This window comes from Paenibacillus sp. P13VS, assembly GCF_015143645.1.
Lineage (GTDB): Bacteria > Bacillota > Bacilli > Paenibacillales > Paenibacillaceae > Paenibacillus > Paenibacillus xylanilyticus_A.
Genome location: NZ_WYEV01000002.1, coordinates 560,707 through 578,254, shown reverse-complemented (window position 1 = coordinate 578,254; position 17,548 = coordinate 560,707). Strand labels below are relative to the sequence as shown.

15 protein-coding genes, 2 tRNA genes and 1 pseudogene are annotated in these 17,548 nt (G+C 46.1%); 15 read left to right on the top strand and 3 right to left on the bottom strand.

Going from position 1 to position 17,548, the window contains the following annotated elements; genetic code table 11:
• The first annotated feature begins 327 nt into the window (after nt 1-327).
• The 12 genes from GUA98_RS03715 (at nt 328) to GUA98_RS03660 (ending at nt 13,512) form a co-directional block, all read left to right on the top strand.
• The gene (locus GUA98_RS03715) at nt 328-1,197 is read left to right on the top strand and encodes an SDR family oxidoreductase (protein ID WP_193722090.1); all 870 of its coding nucleotides are present in this window, start codon (nt 328-330) and stop codon (nt 1,195-1,197) included.
• A gap of 288 nt (nt 1,198-1,485) precedes the next feature.
• A complete protein-coding gene (locus GUA98_RS03710; protein ID WP_193722089.1) occupies nt 1,486-1,821 on the top strand; it encodes a cupin domain-containing protein in 336 nt (111 codons plus the stop codon).
• Between the two features lie 41 nt (nt 1,822-1,862).
• Nucleotides 1,863-3,692, top strand: coding sequence for a two-component system histidine kinase PnpS (gene pnpS / locus GUA98_RS03705; protein ID WP_193722088.1), 1,830 nt, complete (start codon nt 1,863-1,865; stop codon nt 3,690-3,692).
• Between the two features lie 116 nt (nt 3,693-3,808).
• The gene (locus tag GUA98_RS03700; RefSeq protein WP_193722087.1) at nt 3,809-4,540 is read left to right on the top strand and encodes a response regulator transcription factor; all 732 of its coding nucleotides are present in this window, start codon (nt 3,809-3,811) and stop codon (nt 4,538-4,540) included.
• Nucleotides 4,541-4,689: 149 nt separating this feature from the next.
• Nucleotides 4,690-5,874, top strand: coding sequence for a methyl-accepting chemotaxis protein (locus GUA98_RS03695; protein WP_193722086.1), 1,185 nt, complete (start codon nt 4,690-4,692; stop codon nt 5,872-5,874).
• 222 nt (nt 5,875-6,096) lie between these two features.
• Nucleotides 6,097-6,852 carry a phosphate ABC transporter ATP-binding protein PstB gene (pstB, locus tag GUA98_RS03690; protein ID WP_095288115.1) on the top strand — a complete coding sequence of 252 codons (756 nt, stop codon included), beginning with the start codon at nt 6,097-6,099 and terminating at the stop codon, nt 6,850-6,852.
• 64 nt (nt 6,853-6,916) lie between these two features.
• Nucleotides 6,917-7,576 (top strand): phosphate signaling complex protein PhoU, encoded by a 660-nt coding sequence (gene phoU / locus GUA98_RS03685; RefSeq protein ID WP_095288114.1) that lies wholly within the window; start codon nt 6,917-6,919, stop codon nt 7,574-7,576.
• A 222-nt stretch (nt 7,577-7,798) separates the two neighbouring features.
• A complete protein-coding gene (gene polA, locus GUA98_RS03680; RefSeq protein WP_193722085.1) occupies nt 7,799-10,453 on the top strand; it encodes a DNA polymerase I in 2,655 nt (884 codons plus the stop codon).
• Nucleotides 10,454-10,566: 113 nt separating this feature from the next.
• Nucleotides 10,567-11,397 carry a DNA-formamidopyrimidine glycosylase gene (mutM, locus tag GUA98_RS03675; protein ID WP_193722084.1) on the top strand — a complete coding sequence of 277 codons (831 nt, stop codon included), beginning with the start codon at nt 10,567-10,569 and terminating at the stop codon, nt 11,395-11,397.
• 193 nt (nt 11,398-11,590) lie between these two features.
• The gene (locus GUA98_RS03670; protein WP_193722083.1) at nt 11,591-12,346 is read left to right on the top strand and encodes a manganese efflux pump; all 756 of its coding nucleotides are present in this window, start codon (nt 11,591-11,593) and stop codon (nt 12,344-12,346) included.
• A 9-nt stretch (nt 12,347-12,355) separates the two neighbouring features.
• Nucleotides 12,356-12,952 carry a dephospho-CoA kinase gene (gene coaE / locus GUA98_RS03665; RefSeq protein ID WP_153977786.1) on the top strand — a complete coding sequence of 199 codons (597 nt, stop codon included), beginning with the start codon at nt 12,356-12,358 and terminating at the stop codon, nt 12,950-12,952.
• A complete protein-coding gene (locus GUA98_RS03660; protein ID WP_095358995.1) occupies nt 12,949-13,512 on the top strand; it encodes a lytic transglycosylase domain-containing protein in 564 nt (187 codons plus the stop codon). The genes coaE and GUA98_RS03660 overlap by 4 nt, the downstream gene beginning before the upstream one ends.
• 150 nt (nt 13,513-13,662) lie before the next feature.
• Here GUA98_RS03660 and GUA98_RS03655 read toward each other — a convergent pair whose 3' ends face one another.
• The gene (locus tag GUA98_RS03655; RefSeq protein WP_193722082.1) at nt 13,663-13,887 is read right to left on the bottom strand and encodes an alpha/beta-type small acid-soluble spore protein; all 225 of its coding nucleotides are present in this window, start codon (nt 13,885-13,887) and stop codon (nt 13,663-13,665) included.
• A 113-nt stretch (nt 13,888-14,000) separates the two neighbouring features.
• Here GUA98_RS03655 and nrdR point away from each other — a divergent pair, with 113 nt between their 5' ends.
• A complete protein-coding gene (gene nrdR / locus GUA98_RS03650; RefSeq protein WP_095288107.1) occupies nt 14,001-14,468 on the top strand; it encodes a transcriptional regulator NrdR in 468 nt (155 codons plus the stop codon).
• A gap of 296 nt (nt 14,469-14,764) precedes the next feature.
• Here nrdR and GUA98_RS29335 read toward each other — a convergent pair.
• Nucleotides 14,765-15,085: pseudogene (locus GUA98_RS29335) on the bottom strand (transposase); the annotation flags it as partial.
• Nucleotides 15,086-15,308: 223 nt separating this feature from the next.
• Nucleotides 15,309-15,380, bottom strand: a tRNA-Ala gene (locus tag GUA98_RS03645).
• Between the two features lie 118 nt (nt 15,381-15,498).
• On the opposite strand from GUA98_RS03645, the gene GUA98_RS30235 reads away from it, so the two are divergent.
• Together GUA98_RS30235 and GUA98_RS03625 are read left to right on the top strand one after the other, a co-directional pair.
• Nucleotides 15,499-17,178 (top strand): recombinase family protein, encoded by a 1,680-nt coding sequence (locus GUA98_RS30235; protein WP_227779410.1) that lies wholly within the window; start codon nt 15,499-15,501, stop codon nt 17,176-17,178.
• Nucleotides 17,132-17,207 (top strand) — tRNA-Ala (locus tag GUA98_RS03625). The genes GUA98_RS30235 and GUA98_RS03625 overlap by 47 nt, the downstream gene beginning before the upstream one ends.
• Nucleotides 17,208-17,548: the final 341 nt, after the last annotated feature.

The following is a 17,548-nucleotide window of genomic DNA, read 5'->3' as shown; positions in this document are numbered from 1 at the left end:
TGAGATGCTTGATCGAACGCAGGATATATACCGGGTATAAGGTATTAAAATCACATTTGTATACTGTACATTGTACCTCAGCCCAAGCGGCATAGGAATACAATTTGCGTCATGAAACAGGTCATTTTCAAAAAATAAACGAAATTTGGTGCAATCTATTATTCATCCTATTTTCTGTTTGACCTCCAAAAGAGAGGGTAAGTAAGTATCGAGACAGCAGAAGTGAGTTTTGGATGATGTCAGCTGCAGCAGGAATAATCTGTACTGTTCATGCCATCCTACAGAATGAGAAGTTTACAGCCATTCATTTTGAGAGGAGAATGTGAAATGTCAACCAATACACAAACGCAAAAAACGATGCCAGCACAACATCAGGACCAGCGTCCCGGAATTGAATCGGAGATGCACCCTAAGCCGGAGTTCGAAAAACCGCAGTATAAGGCGGCTGACAAATTATTGGACAAAGTTGCCCTTATTACCGGAGGTGACAGTGGAATCGGACGTGCCGTTGCCGTTACGTATGCCAAAGAGGGCGCGGATGTAGCCATCGTATACCTGAGCGAGCACCAGGATGCAGAAGAAACCAAACGTCAAGTGGAGCAGGAAGGACGCAAGTGTATCCTGATTGCCGGAGACATTGGTGATGATTCCTTTGCCAAGAAAGCTGTTCAACAGACGGTGGAGCAGCTGGGCAAGCTGGATATTGTGGTTAACAATGCGGCCGAGCAGCACCCACAGCAGAATCTGGAGGATATTACGCCTGAACAGCTGGAGCGGACGTTCCGCACCAACATCTTCGGGATGTTTTATATCACGCAGGCTGCCCTGCCACATCTGAAGCAAGGCAGCACAATTATCAACACGACGTCGATCACAGCCTATCGAGGTAGCCCGACTCTGCTCGATTATTCGTCCACCAAAGGAGCGATCACGTCCTTCACACGTTCCTTGTCCATGAATGTTATTGAGAAAGGCATTCGTGTAAATGCGGTAGCTCCAGGCCCAATCTGGACACCTCTGATTCCATCGACATTTGATGAGAAAAAGGTGAGCGAGTTCGGCGCTACGCAGCCGATGAAACGTCCTGGTCAACCGGATGAGCTGGCTCCTGCATATGTATATCTCGCTTCGGATGATTCCTCCTATGTGAGTGGACAAGTCATCCACATCAACGGTGGCGAAGTCGTTAACGGATAATCTGAAGCTCAGTTCGAGTTAGTATTTTCAATCACATATCTAAGACGTATCGTTCAGCTGCTGCTGGCGGTATGTCTTTTTTGTTTTGACAATGATCCCAAATTTCTGTGCGATGTTTACAAAAGTCAGGATCAGAAATGATAGTTACATGATATTCTTGATACATGTTCTCTTGGACTTCGTACAGTAAACGTACTTCATGTCGGTTCTGGTTTCAATTAGAAACGAATCTGTCCCAAAGGCAACTGTGATATGATAGACGGAACATACCTACCTGGAGGATACAACATGAAGATTAGCAAACAAAACGCAGCACATTACATATGGGGTGCACAATGTGATGGATGGCATCTCGTGCAGAACGAGGGGTTAAGCATTATTCATGAGCGCATGCCAGCAGGAACAGCTGAAATACGTCATTACCATAACGTAAGCCGCCAATTCTTTTTTATTCTGAGCGGAGTGGGGTGTATGGAGCTAGATGGCGTGGAGTATACACTTGAGCCACATGAAGGATTGGAGATTCCTCCAGGTGTGCCTCATCAGATGCAAAATACAAGTGCAAATGAAGTAGAGTTCCTGGTCGTTTCAATGCCAGGTACACGTGGCGATCGGATAGAATGAACTGACCTATAATTGAGATTAACTAAAAAAGGAAGAGATTAATGAAACCGTTTCGAGTTCGCCTTTCCATCATCATGATGATATTGATCGGTGTATCCGTCATTGTGGCTGGGTATACGATGGGCAGAGTTTTTAAAACAACACACACCACGGCACTGGAGCAAACGATGGTTCGTGAAATCAACTTGCTCAAGGCAACGTTCCCTTTCCATGATGCGACTGATCCAAACTCGGCAGAAACAAGAAAGTACTATTCGGATCGGGCAGGCGAGCTGGAGAAGCTTACCGACTCCAGGGTAACGTTTATTAATCGGGATGGAACGGTCATTGGAGATTCAGAGAGTGATCCCGTTACAATGGATAATCACCTGGACCGGGAAGAAATTAAGGGTGCAGTCAGCGATGGTTATGGCCAATCCATCCGATTTAGTGAGACGCTGGGAGAAGATATGTTATATGTCGCTCTGCCCGTGAACTCGGATCAAAGTGACATGGTCGAAGTGCCAGGCGGAGAATTCGATGGTTACATTCGGTTATCGATGAGTTTGGCTGCTGTGGACCAGGGGTTACAGCGCGGCTGGTTAATCATGTTTGTAGCCTTGGGACTGTTATTCCTGATTGTGGCTCTGGTCAGTTACCGGGTTGCTCGGGGATTAACCTCACCGATCGAACACATAACAAAGGTAGCTCATCGGATTACCAAACTGGAGTATGATGCACGGGTAAAGGTAACACGAAGAGACGAAATTGGACAGCTTGGGCTGGCGATTAACGGAATGGCTGACAGCCTACAGACACAGCTTAAGACGATTCGTGATAATGAGGCATTACTTCAGAGTGTCCTGGCTAACATGGCAGGCGGCATTGTCATGATTGATGCGTCCCAATCGATTGCACTGGTAAACCGGGAAGCAGAGCGTATGCTGGATATTGAATCCGAACGCGTGACAGGTAAACCCTATATTGAATTGAAGAAACATTATGAATTAACGCGGACGATAGAAGAAAGTGTAGCTGTTCAGGACCGGATGCATGAGGAGGTAAGTATTTTTAACCCCGAGGAACGCCTGATTCGTATTGATGGTGTTCCGATGACTGAAGATGATGGCGGATACCGCGGGATGCTGTTCCTTTTGCAGGATGTTACGGCGATACGCAGACTGGAGTCGATGCGCAGTGAGTTCGTTGCGAATGTTTCCCATGAATTGAAGACTCCTGTGGCCGCGGTCAAAGGGTTTGCTGAGACGCTGCTCAGCGGGGGAGTACAGGACAAAGAGACGGAACGGTCATTCTTGCAGATCATCTATGACGAAGGCGATCGATTAAATCGGTTAATCGGGGATATTCTGGAGTTATCCAAGATCGAATCCAAGCGGGCACCGCTGCAATGTTCTCCTGTACATGTGCATTCGTTCTTCGAGATGGTTCTGGGTACACTATCCAAAGTGGCAGAGAAGAAGCAGATTCGACTGCAGATGTTTGTGCCTGAGGAGCTGTATATCGAGGCCGACGAGGATAAAATGAAACAGATCTTCATTAACCTGCTCTCGAACGGGATTAACTACACCCCTGAGGGTGGACGTGTCAAATTACAGGTGACGGTCGAGCATGGTGAAGCCGAGGAACAGGTGGTATTTGCCGTATCGGACACCGGAATTGGTATTCCGAAGAAGGACCTGCCGAGAATTTTTGAACGTTTCTACCGGGTAGACAAAGGAAGATCACGCAACTCTGGTGGTACGGGGCTTGGGTTATCCATTGTGAAACATCTGGTTGAGCTGCACCACGGCAAGTTATCGGTTGAGAGTGAACTTGGCATGGGTACAATGTTCAAGGTAATCCTTCCCCTGATACAGGATGAAGAAATCTAGGCCTGAAGAAGTGAATTGTAAAATCGAATACATTGCTTTACACAGAGTTAACAAATAAATGCTATGATATAAAAGTGTTGTGGCAACAGACAACCTATAAGGAGAGAAGGGGTATCATGGCACAGCGTTTGCTAGTTATTGAAGATGAACCTACATTATCGAGATTACTTACGTACAACCTGACACAGGAAGGTTATGACGTTACCGCTGAGGATCATGGATCTTCAGGATACGATCGTGCAGTTTCGCAGGACTTTGATTTGATCCTGCTGGATCTGATGCTGCCCGGAATGAACGGTCTGGATATTCTGAACAAATTAAGAGTTCAGGGTGTAACTACACCTGTCATCATCCTTACGGCGAAGAACGGTGAAGCCGAGGTGGTACAGGGTCTAAAATCCGGAGCTGACGACTATATCACGAAGCCCTTTGGCGTTTCGGAACTGCTTGCCAGAGTGGACGCCGTATTAAGAAGATATTCAAGTGGTGATGACCTGCCGCAGCCAGAGGACAAGGATGGTTCACGAATTGTACTGGGCGAACTTGAGATCTATCCACTGAAGTATGAAGTGACGCTGGGTGGACAATCGATAAGTCTGCGTCCCAAAGAATTCGAAGTTTTGCTGTATTTGGCCAAGAAGCCAGGCGTTGTACTTACCCGTGATGACCTGATGAATGCGGTCTGGGGCTTCGATTATATTGGAGGCCAGCGCACCGTTGACGTCCATGTCAGTTCATTACGTAAAAAGCTGGAGCTGGATCCGGAATCCGTACACATTGATTCCATTCGAGGTGTAGGTTATAAACTGGTTGTAAAAAGAAAAACTCCCCATCATTCAAGTTCGTAATGATCGGGGAGTTTTATTTTACGTCCAATTTACATAAACCTTTATTTTCCTTTACATAGAGGGAGTAGCATGAACTTGTCCGAGTGATTCTTAGGACCTACATAACCCATCTCAGGACAGAGCTCATACGTAAAGGAGATTGCGCATTTATGCCCATGTTGCTCGAAGAGAAGCCTGATCTATCCGTAGAAGATACATATAAGCATGAGGATGACTCGATTCGTTTAACTCAGGATGATCTTACAGAAGTAACCCTTAACAACCAGGTATCCATCCGAGAATACTGCCGTCAGGTTCCCATGGTGGGGTTGCATACCACCTGTGGAGAGGCTGCCAGCATACTGAGTCAGGAACAGAAATATCCATGTGTGATATTAGGTGATGATGAGAATCGCCCGCTGGGGTTATTGATGCGGGAAACCTTGTATCGAATACTGAATGGGCGTTTCGCCCCGGACTTGTTTTATCGCAAGTCCATATCACATGTTGCTGATTCATCTCCGGTAGTCGTGGATGTACGAGCTGATGCGCCAGAAGTGATTGATGTAGCCTTGTCAAGAAGTGAGGAGCATTTCTATGATTGCATCATTGTAACGGAGGAGAACAGGCTGCTTGGCGTATTAACCATGCGTGATCTCATGTCCCTTTCCAGAAGGATGCAGCACGAAGCTGGAGAAGAGCGCGTTCACACCATTACCGAGAGCCAGAAAGAAATATCCCGAATTCATGAGTCGATTACGAAGCTGGTTCAATCCGCTGGAAAGACAGGAGACGATGCGAAACAGATAATTCAATTGTCTGAACAGGGCGCAAGCAGTCTTATGCAGGTTGAGGATTCGTATAACCGCGTACTTCAGCACATGGGAGGCCAGCGCCAGCATGCGAATGATATGCTGATCTCCATCGAAACCGGAGCAGGCATGGCACATTCCATTCGTTCTCTGGCCGATCAGAGTGCATTGCTTGCGATGAATGCTTCCATTGAGGCAGCTCACGCTGGCGAGTATGGGCAAGGCTTCCAGGTTGTTGCCAGTGAAATTCGGGCCTTAGCCAAACAAACACGTGGAGTAGCGGGAGATATGTCCTCCTTACTCGAAGGAATCGGTGAATTAACCAGACAAACCGTTGAACTGGTCCGCGCGAGTGCTGCTGAAATTGACGACAGCTCCGTACATGTTACCGAGGGAAGTGCAGCTTTCAATCGTTTAAACTCCGCCGTGCAAGGTATGCTGCATATTGCTGCCAACATTGCAGAGGAAGGCAAGCAGACTGGAGAAGTGGCGGATTATATCCGAAAAAAACTGGAGTCTATGATTTCCGGAGGAGAATTGTAAACAAAGATAGACATCATTTACCATCTATGATCGTAACGGGCAAGGTCATGGCTTGTGAAGGATGTCTTTTTTACATTCCGTTAACATGAAAGTGATACTCTTTTTACAATGAGAAGGTAGGATATTAAGGATGACCGAGAAACTGAAAGTTATTGATCAGGCCTCGGCCTCAACGTAAAGGGAGCTTGGTTTGTCCCTCCAGCGAAGGAGAAGTGAACATCCATGAAGGAACTCATTCACATTGAAGGACTTAATTTGTACTATGATACGCATCATGCGCTTAAAAATATATCAATGGACCTGCCAGAACGGACCGTAACGGCATTCATCGGACCGTCAGGTTGTGGTAAATCCACGTTGCTCCGTACATTAAACCGGATGAATGACATGATTCCGGGAGTACGTGTCGAGGGACAAGTTCTTCTCGATGGATCGGATATCTACAGTAATGAAATCGAAGTTGAAACGCTGCGCAAACGAGTAGGCATGGTGTTTCAGCAGCCCAATCCTTTTCCAAAATCAATCTATGATAATGTCGCATATGGCCCACGTTTGCACGGCGTTACCCAGAAGGCGGAGCTGGACCAGCTGGTTGAGCAAAGTCTTGTACACGCTGCATTGTGGGATGAAGTCAAGGATGTACTCAAGAAATCGGCACTTAGTCTGTCCGGCGGTCAGCAGCAGCGTCTCTGTATTGCACGAGCCCTCGCGGTACAGCCTGATGTATTGCTGATGGATGAAGCCACTTCGGCCCTGGACCCCATCTCGACATTAAAGATCGAGGAACTGGTCAAGGAACTGCACAACAAGTACACCATCGTCATGGTAACCCATAACATGCATCAGGCTGCCCGCGTATCGGGTAAGACTGTATTTTTCCTGAATGGTGAAGTTGTGGAGGCCGCTGATACAGAAACGCTGTTCTCCACGCCCCAGGATTCCCGAACCGAGGATTATATATCCGGACGGTTCGGTTAAGCAAGCTGAATTCGAACGAACCCGGCGTATCCGGAGATGATGGACAAGGGGGACATGGAAACCTATGATTCGCAGAAAAGAATTTGATCAGGAGCTTGAAGAGCTTCGCATTTTGCTTCGGCAAATGGGTGAGCATGTAGGAACGGCATTGGATGGTGCCATCGAGAGTTTACGGACATTGGATGCTGAGAAAGCTCAGGTCATCATCAAGAATGATGCGAATCTGAATGCGCTGGAAGACAAAATCATGGAACTGGGCTCCAAGCTGATTATTACCCAGCAGCCAGTCGCGAAGGATCTGCGCCGTATTATTGTGGCGTTCAAAATCTCAAGTGACCTCGAGCGTATGGGCGATCTCGCCTTGGACGTTGCCAAGGTTACGCTTCGTATGGAAGGCCAGGAGCTGATTAAGCCACTGGTGGATATCCCGCGTATGGCGGAAATCGTCAAAGAGATGATTGATGAATCCATCGAGTCATTCCTGAAGGAAAATACGGATCTGGCTTACAAAATGGCACAAACGGATGACCAGGTTGACCAGCTGTACAGTCATATGATTGGCGATCTATACAGTTTCATGACCTCTCATCCAACTCAGGCTTCTCAAGCCATGCTGCTCATGTTGGTAGGACGGTATATTGAACGCATAGGTGATCATGCAACCAACATTGGGGAAAGTACGGTTTATCTGGTAACAGGTAAACGTCCGGATTTGAACCAATAATCATTAACAGCAAATCATTGGAATTGGGGACGATTTGCTGCAAAAACAAGGGACTTTCTCCCGGCGGCCTGCGAGCGACAGGCTGTCTGTGGAGAGAGTTCTTTTTTTGCTGGATGGAATGTGTAAAAAGATGCCCAATCTTTTTTGTAGTAACAGGTGTGTATGTTATCATGAGAGTAGATGTACTTGAGGGTTTGACCATACGATACGTGAGGTGCTGGAATGGAAAAGTTTATTCTCATAGATGGAAATAGCATTATTTACCGGGCATTTTTTGCAATGCCTCCTCTGACGAATTCGAAAGGGCTGCATACCAATGCGGTGTATGGCTTCACCACGATGCTTCTCCGATTGCTCGAAGAGCATAAGCCGACCCATGTTATGGTGGCATTTGATGCCGGTAAGGTCACTTTCCGTCACGAAGGATATCAGGAGTATAAGGGTGGCCGCGAAAAAACACCACCTGAGCTGTCGGAACAGTTTCCATTACTCAAAGAATTGCTGCAAGGACTGGGTATTGCCCAGTTTGAGCTGGCCGGGTTTGAAGCGGACGATATCATCGGAACGTTAACCAAACGCGCAGACGAGGCTGGAAGACAGGTACTGGTTGTATCGGGTGACAAGGATATGCTGCAACTTGCCTCCGAACATGTACATATCGGTCTCACGCGCAAAGGGGTAACCGAAATCGAATTGTATGACCCTGCTCAAATTAAGGAACGGTATGGTTTGACGCCACTCCAAATCATCGATCTCAAAGGCCTGATGGGGGATGCGTCGGATAATATTCCGGGTATTCCGGGAGTTGGAGAGAAGACCGCCTTGAAACTTCTGCATCAATTCGGTTCTGTCGAGGAAGTATTGAGCGGCACAGATGAATTGAAAGGGAAAATGAAAGAGAAGATTGAGGCACATGCCGAAGATGCCCGGATGAGCAAACAGCTGGCAACCATTCACCGCGAAGTGCCACTGGAGCAAACCTGGGATGACATGCAGTTCGCCGGGTTAAAAGAAGAACAGGCGGGGCCAGCACTGGCCAAGCTTGAATTCAAATCCTTGCTTGAACGCTTGTCATTCAGTGGGAGTGCAGGCTCTGCAGCTGAAGCGGTACCGGCTGCCGAAGTGGAATCCACGATCGCTACAGAAGAAACGATTGGTGATCTCTTTGGCTCCCTAGAATCCATTGATGTAATCCACGTGGAAACCCATGGTGATAATCCGCATCAAGCGAGATTGATTGGGGTAGCGATTGGATCTGGTGAAACGTATATCTTCCTGTCACCGGAAGTATTAAACGCTGAAGCTGCGGCTAAGGTGCGAGAATGGCTTGGTAATCCGGACAAGCCCAAACGTGGTTATGATCTGCACCGCGTTGATCTGGCTCTGCACGCGCATGGCCTTGAATTCGCTGGAGCATCCTTCGATGTGCAGCTTGCTGCCTACTTGCTTGACCCGACGGAATCCAATCAGACCATTAGCGGCTTGACTTCGAAGTATGGCTTGCCCTCCCTGGCTGAAGACGACACGGTTATGGGCAAAGGTGCAAGATACAAGGTGCCTGATGTAGAAATTCTTGGCGATTTCCTGTGCCGTAAGGCAGCTGCCGTGGCTGCCATTATTCCTCTTCAGGAGCAGGCACTTGAGAATGATGAGATGAACGCGCTCTTTCACGATTTGGAGATGCCGTTATCACGTATTCTGGCAGACATGGAGAAACAGGGGATCAAAGCCAATACGGCAGACCTACAGGCCTTGGGCCGTGAGTTCGAGGAACAGATCAGCAGGCTGATGGCGGAGATTTATCGACTTTCCGGTACGGAATTCAATCTGAATTCCCCCAAACAGCTCGGTGAGATTTTATTCGACAAGCTCGGCCTTCCTGTGGTGAAGAAAACCAAGACTGGTTATTCCACCGATGCAGAAGTACTGGAGAAGCTGGCTCCGTATCATGACGTCGTACAGCTGATCCTTCAATATCGTCAGCTTGCGAAGCTGCAGTCCACCTATGTAGAGGGTCTCCTCAAGGAAATTTCGGATCGGGACGGCAAGGTCCATACGTATTACCGGCAGACGATCGCTGCGACAGGGCGTCTCAGCAGTCAGTTCCCGAACTTGCAGAACATTCCGATCCGTCTGGAAGAAGGACGCAAAATCCGTAAGGTGTTTGTTCCTTCCGAGCCAGGCTGGTCCATTTTGGCGGCCGACTATTCCCAGATTGAATTGCGTGTACTCGCCCATATTTCGGATGACGAACGGCTCAAGGAAGCTTTTGTTCATGATATGGATATTCATACCAAAACAGCTTCTGACGTATTCGGAGTGAAGGCTGAAGAGGTGGACAGCGACATGCGTCGTTCAGCCAAGGCTGTTAACTTCGGAATCGTGTATGGCATTAGCGACTACGGGTTATCCCAGAATCTGAACATTACCCGTAAAGAGGCAGCCCAGTTTATCGATCAATACTTTGAAGTGTTCCAGGGCGTTCGTCGATATATGGACGACATTGTGAAGGAAGCACGCCAGGATGGCTTTGTCAAAACGCTGCTGGAACGCCGCCGCTACCTGCCTGAGATCAATGCAAGCAATTTTAATCTGCGTTCCTTCGCTGAGCGTACAGCAATGAATACCCCGATCCAGGGGACAGCCGCTGATATTATCAAGCTTGCCATGGTGCAGATGGATGAAGCGCTGCGTGAACGCCAATTGAAGAGCCGCATGCTGCTTCAGGTACATGACGAACTTGTATTTGAAGTCCCTGCGGATGAGCTTGAGTTAATGAAGGAATTGGTGCCTTCCGTTATGGAAAAAGCATTGGAACTCTCGGTACCACTCAAGGCAGAAGTCAGTTTTGGGGAAAACTGGTACGAAGCCAAATAACAAACGGTTTGTATTTCCGTTTATTTACAAACATTTCCTCACAAGGATTCGACATAAGAAGGGGTCCCGCTGAAGCTCAACTTCCGTTATAATATAGGGGAGGTGAGAACATCATGCCGGAATTACCGGAAGTCGAAACAGTCAGAAGAACATTGAATCAGCTTGTTGTAGGTAAGACCATTGAACGCGTAACCGTTAACTTGCCGCGCATCATTCAGCGGCCGGACGATATAGATGCATTTGCACTGGAACTCGCAGGACACACCATCATCGGAGTGGAGCGCAGAGGGAAGTTTTTACGAATTTTATTGGACGGGCTGGTACTGGTCTCCCATCTGCGGATGGAAGGTCGATACGGCGTATACGAGCAGCACGAAGAAGTAGAGAAGCATACCCATGTTATCTTTCACTTCACGGATGGTACGGAATTGAGATACAAGGACGTACGTCAGTTTGGAACCATGCATTTGTTTGCAGCGGGCGAAGAGCTCGTATCCAAACCTTTGTTGAAGCTTGGCCTTGAGCCGCTGGATCCGGCATTTACCGTGGCCGCATTTCGTGAGGCGGTTGGTAAACGGACAACCAAAATCAAGGCTGTATTGTTAAATCAGGCATATGTCGTTGGCATCGGGAATATTTATGTGGACGAAGCCCTTTTTCGCGCAGGCATTCACCCCGAAACCATTGCCAAGACGCTGACTGAAGCCCAATTGAAGGTGCTGCACGAGGCTATTGTAGCTACGCTGCAGGATGCCGTGAATGCGGGCGGATCCTCCATCAAATCGTATGTTAATGGACAAGGTGAGATGGGCATGTTTCAGCATCAACTGAAAATCTATGGTCGCAAATCCGAGCCTTGTACAACTTGTGGTACATTGATTGAGAAAAGCGTTGTTGGCGGTCGCGGGACGCATTACTGTCCGAAATGTCAACCACTAAAGTAACCCAAAGAAGATACCAATTGAAATTGTCGTTTACACGTTTACGGTTTCAATTTGTACCGGAATGAACGAAATGATTAAAACGTAGCACCCATGGATTACTCCCTCCATATACTGATATGGCAGAAATAAGCGGGCGAATACCTACCTGTAACGGTAGGTGGAAACGAGTTCCCGCACAGGGGAGGAATCCGGGGTGCTGCATCATTTTATTTCATTGCTGGCGCTTGCTTTGGCGCTTAGTTTAGATGGTTTTGGTGTCGGGATTACATACGGGCTGCGCAGGACGAAGATCCCGCTGTTATCCATTGCTGTCATCTCCATTTGTTCGGGGTTGGTCATTGCGTTGTCCATGCAGGTGGGAGTTCTGTTATCCCATGTTGTATCTCCTGATATGGCTTCGTTCGTTGGTGCGGTTATTCTGATTGCCATCGGTGCGTGGTCATTAATACAGTTGATCCGTAAGCAGGGGAAGGATCGCCTCGAATCGGAAGAGGGAACGGAAGCAGTCGGAGATGAAGGGCAAGTAATCGATGCAGCGCCGGTCAAAGGCAGAAATCAAGTGCTGGCACTTGATCTTGAACCATCTGCATCCGGCGGATCGCTGGAACGCATGGTATTTACACTGGAACTGCGGAAATTAGGTGTTGTCATTCAAATATTACGCAGTCCTTCCAAGGCGGATATGGACAATTCGGGAAGCATATCTACCCAGGAGGCGATGTGGCTTGGAATCGCGTTGTCACTGGATGCCTTCGGTGCAGGGCTCGGAGCTGCTTTGCTCGGTTTCCCCACATTGTGGACTGCACTTGTCATCGCGCTGTTCAGTGGCGCATTTCTGTTAATAGGCATGAAAGTCGGATTACGCTTTTCAGCGCTGCGCTGGATGAGAAGACTGTCCGTACTTCCTGCGTTGTTACTGATGATAATGGGAATAATGAAGCTGTTATGAGGTGAAACGATGAATATTGGCTTAACCGGCGGGATCGCAACGGGAAAGAGCAGTGTTTCCGCCCTTCTTGCCAGTAAGGGAGCGCTGCTGATTGATGCAGACGTGATTGCCCGGGAGGTCATGATGCCCGGGCATCCTGTTTTGGCTGCCGCTGTTCAGCGGTTTGGACAAGCCATATTAAATGAAGACGGGACACTGGACCGGAAAAAGCTGGGCAGCATTGTGTTTCAAAATCCCGATGAGCGTAAAGCCCTCGAGGCAATAACACATCCGGCTATTCGCCAGGAGATGCGGGAGCGTGCTGCTGCATATGAAGAGGCCTATCCGGACAAGCTTGTGGTATCGGATATTCCTTTATTGTTTGAATCCGGTCTGGAAAAAGGATTTGATGAGGTTGTCGTTGTTTACGTTCCAAGATCCGTGCAGCGGGAGCGGCTGATGAGCCGGGATGGCATGACAGAGGAACAAGCTGATGCCCGTATTAATGCACAGATGGATATTGAACATAAGAAGCAGCGTGCTGACGTGGTCATTGACAACAGCGGCTTATGGTCGGAGACGGAGCAGCAGGTTATTTCATTTTTGCATCATAAGGGTCTGATATGAAGTTATTGCGCAAGAAACGGGTACTGCTGTTGATGTTTGTATCATTTGTATTGGTGCTGTTCCTGAATACAAACTGGATGGCGTGGTTTTATCCGATTCATTACAAGGAAGAGATTCGTGCGCAGTCTCAGAGCTATGAGGTGGACCCTTTCCTTATCGCTTCCATCATCAAGGTGGAAACCAATTTCAAGACAAGCAAGGAATCCAGAAGAGGTGCCATCGGGCTGATGCAGCTGATGCCGGATACGGCCAACTGGATCATGGAGCAGGCCAAAATTCCCGGGACCTCGCTAGAGGAGCTGAAGCATGAACCGGGCAGGAACATTCAGCTTGGGACATGGTACCTGCGTAACCTCTCAGAACAGTTTGACGGCAATGAGACGGCCATGATTGCCGCTTACAATGCCGGACCAGGCAAAGTAAGTGGATGGATCAGAGATGGTGTCTGGGACGGCTCATTCGAGACAGTCAAGGATATTCCTTTTGGTGAAACCCGGCACTATGTACAACGCGTCATTTATTATTATAATCAGTATGTAAAGATCTATAATACGTTCTAATGGCTGATATTGGATTATGCGTAGTCTAAAGTCAATCGGTTTAAATTGAATTTTGATATCGTATATCTTATTAATAGTAGAAGCACAGAGCAGGCCGGTTATTCACCGGTCGCTCCATGCTCCTCTGTCTAACGTATTACAAAGCAGATATTATTGGTATTGACCTGCCAATTGCTGTTCTGCAATTGTTACCAGACGTTTCGTGATGTATCCACCGATCGAACCGTTCTCGTAAGAAGTCATGTTACCTTGGTATCCGTCTTGTGGGATGCTGATTCCGAGTTCTTGAGCAACTTCATATTTCATTTGCTCCAGTGCTGCGGAAGCGCGAGTTACTACCAAGTTGTTGGAGTTACCGTTGCTGTTTTGGGCCATTGCTGTTCACCTCCTCGCGGTTGGTAAAAGTATTATGTGTCTCCAATGCGATTTTCATAACTAGAAGTTACAGGGAATTTATGGTAAAAGAAAAACATGGGAAGTGATCTGAGTTGAAATGTCCTTATTGCGCCTATCTGGGTACAAAAGTGCTGGATTCTAGGCCTGCTAATGAATCAAAATCCATCCGCCGTCGTCGTGAGTGCGAACAGTGCAGTCGCCGTTTTACAACGTTTGAAATGGTTGAAGAGACACCGCTGATCGTCATCAAGAAAGATGGCAGCCGTGAAGAGTTTAGTCGCGACAAAATTCTCCGTGGTCTTATCCGGGCTTGTGAGAAACGTCCTGTTTCTGTAGAGACTCTGGAGATGATGGTTTCCGAAGTAGAGAAGTCACTGCGCAATACTGCTGAGGCTGAGGTAGAAAGCCGCCAGATTGGCGAGCTGTTGATGGAGCAGTTGTTCCCGGTTGATGAAGTGGCCTATGTGCGGTTCGCTTCCGTGTATCGCCAATTCAAAGACATCAATATGTTTATGAAAGAACTGAAATCGTTGTTGTCCAAAGAGGATCTCGACGATTAAAGAAGTGGATTAAGGGAGAAGAGCAGTCTGGGCTTGTAATTATAAGTGTTCTTGTCTGTACAGAGGTTGTTCTTCTCCAAACACTTTGCGTTCTAGATATGATATAGGAGTCGCCTGTGGAATTTCGCTGAAGCGGAGAAGTACATATATAATGTGGGGCCTTAGCTCAACTGGGTGACCACGTTTTCTTGAAACACTACCAAGATTCATCAATAAGAAGTACCAAATACATGCTTAACGTTAGAATTGGGACTGACTCCTGTTTGTGAGACAGGGATCAAAACACTTTTCAAGGTAGCCCGTTGCCGGAAATGAACCGGCGACTGGTTATTTAGTTTTGTTTGAATGCAAATTGAGTTATGGTAAGTCATGTAGTCTCGAACAACCTTTACGACGATGGGCTGTCGTTGTACTGGTTAACGATCCGAGATAGGACGTTTCAGAATTTAGCGTGGAATGAAACGATTCAATGGGGGCATTATCAGCGGGCGTACCCTTGCGGGACATGCATATGGTAATGCCTTTTCCCTTTAAAGTTTCTTGATACGCTTATGAAGTATACACGCTGCTTGGTCGCTATGAAGCACGGTGCATGGTAAATCCGGTAACTTTTCAATTGCGTGTTATTTCGTATGTTAATTGCTCCATGACTTCTTTCACAGGAATACCAGCCAATCTCATTTCAATGGCTTTCATTTCACTTCTAACGGATTGCTTACTTTTGTTGCCAATGCAAAAACACCTCCAAGGTTGTTTCCATATCTTACAATATGGCTGCATTCTCTTGAAGGTGTTTTAATTTGTCTCACTCTATGGGGTCAGTCCCGGTCTTTAACTTTATGGAGCGTAGGGGGGTCGAACCCCTGACCTCTTCGCTGCCAGCGAAGCGTTCTCCCACTGAACTAACGCCCCTTGTTTAACACAAGAGATAATATATCACGGCAAGCTAATAGAGTCAATATTTGTTTACTCACCCATAAGAGTATTGTGTAATTGTGGGTGTACATAAGAGTGATGGGAGGAAACATTTATGGCAGGTAGTCTACGCGTAGCAACATTTTACAGGGTCTCAACGAAGGGTCAATTGGACGGAAATGATATACCAATGCAAAGAAGAGCATGCACAGATTTTATTGACTCAAAAGGTTGGACACTAGTAAAAGAATATGTAGAAAAAGGTGTCTCTGGATACAAAACTTCTAATGATGATCGTGATGAAATTCAAAGAGCTAAATACGATGCTGAAAATGGACATTATGATATTTTACTGTGTTTCATGTTTGATAGACTTGGTAGAAGAACTTTCGAAACGCCTATGTTAATCAAATGGTTTACAACTCAGGGAGTAGAAGTATGGTCAGTTAAAGAAGGACAACAAGAATTTAAAGATGAGAGTCATGACATTACTAACTTTTTGAGATTTTGGCAGTCCAACAATGAATCGAGAAAAACTTCCCTTCGTGTGGATGAAAAACATGCACAGATGGCTGAGGATGGAGTATTTAGAGGAGGCACAGCTCCTTTCGGTTATAAGTTAGTGAAATCTGGCCTATTAAACAAAAAAGGCAAAGAACTGATGAAGCTAGAAATAGATGATACCCAAGCAGTAGTTGTAAAACAGATATTTAATCTAGTAAAAGACGAAGGATACGGAAGTAATAGAATTTCACAGTACTTAAATGAAAGAGGAATCAAAACTTCAACCGGATCAAAATGGAACACAGGAGCTTTAAATTTCATATTAAGAAATCCTACATATAAGGGTTACCCCGCATACGGCAAAAGAAAGTCTAAAGGAGGTGTTTTTGTCACCAAGGATAAAAGCGAGTGGACATTGCCTGAACAGTGTCAAACTCATCTAGTCATTATTCCAGAAGATGATTTTGATTATGTTCAAACCTTTAGAAGTTCTAGGTCAGTAGACAATATTAAGAATCACTCTTATTCAAGAGTTAATAGCACGAAAAGTCCATTGTTGTTTGTTGGAATGATACGATGTGGTTATTGTGGATCACCATTAACAACTACATACAATAGTAAAAAATACACTCTTGCCAATGGAGACGTTCAAAAGTGGAAAAGAGCAGTATACAGATGTAGTGGGAAGGCATTAAAAAAAGTTGAGTGCGCAGGTCAAACAATGTATGCACAAAGTAAAATTGAGGATACAGTTTTAGAGGAAGTGGAAAATTATCTGTCCTACTTAAGAAAATTGGATTATCGAGAATACGCAAAAGACTATAATCAAGAAGAATTTGATTATATCAAACAGGCAGTAAGTGTGAAAAACAAAGAGCTAGAATCATGCTATGAAGAAATTAACGCTCTGAAATCTGAGATTTCAAAAAGTATCTTAGGAAAGAGTGCCTTTAAGCCAGAAATGCTTAATGAATTAATAGAACAAAAGCAAAACGAATTAGCACTCATAGATTCAGAGGTACGGAAACTCGAAATTGATTTACAGACAAAAAAATCGGAACTAAATGATATAAAGGAACTGTCGGAGAGTATTGGTATGTGGGGAGATATATTCAAAGAGGCGAGTGATGAGAAGAAGAAAACCATGTTAAGAAGTATAATAGATGTGATAACTGTAATGCGCGATGGTATTGATATTAAGTTTAGACTTGATATTGTACAGTTCCTATCAAACGCTGGTAATGGTAGTGTTTCTGAACTACGTGGGAGAGCGCATCGCTGGCAGCGATGAGGTCAGGGGTTCGATCCCCCTAGGCTCCATACTCGAAAACCTCTTGGATACCAAGAGGTTTTTTTCTTTTTATGGATTTCTTTTACCCGTGTTTGTAGCCAAAATGCTCATATTGTTTTATTTCAAATATGATCGCATTTTAAACTTGAGTCGAAAGGCATTAAAAAAACGGGGCGGAGACAAATTGATAATGGCTCCTCTCAGTGCATTAATCCCTTTTCATTTTTTATGTAAACGCTTAAAAATTTGATGGACAATAACACAAGACTGATGTTATATTGTTTCTGTAAGAAACAATATAATCTTCATAGGACACTAAATTTCATTGTATAGTGGATATGACAAAGCTAACTAAATGTGCTCAAAGCTC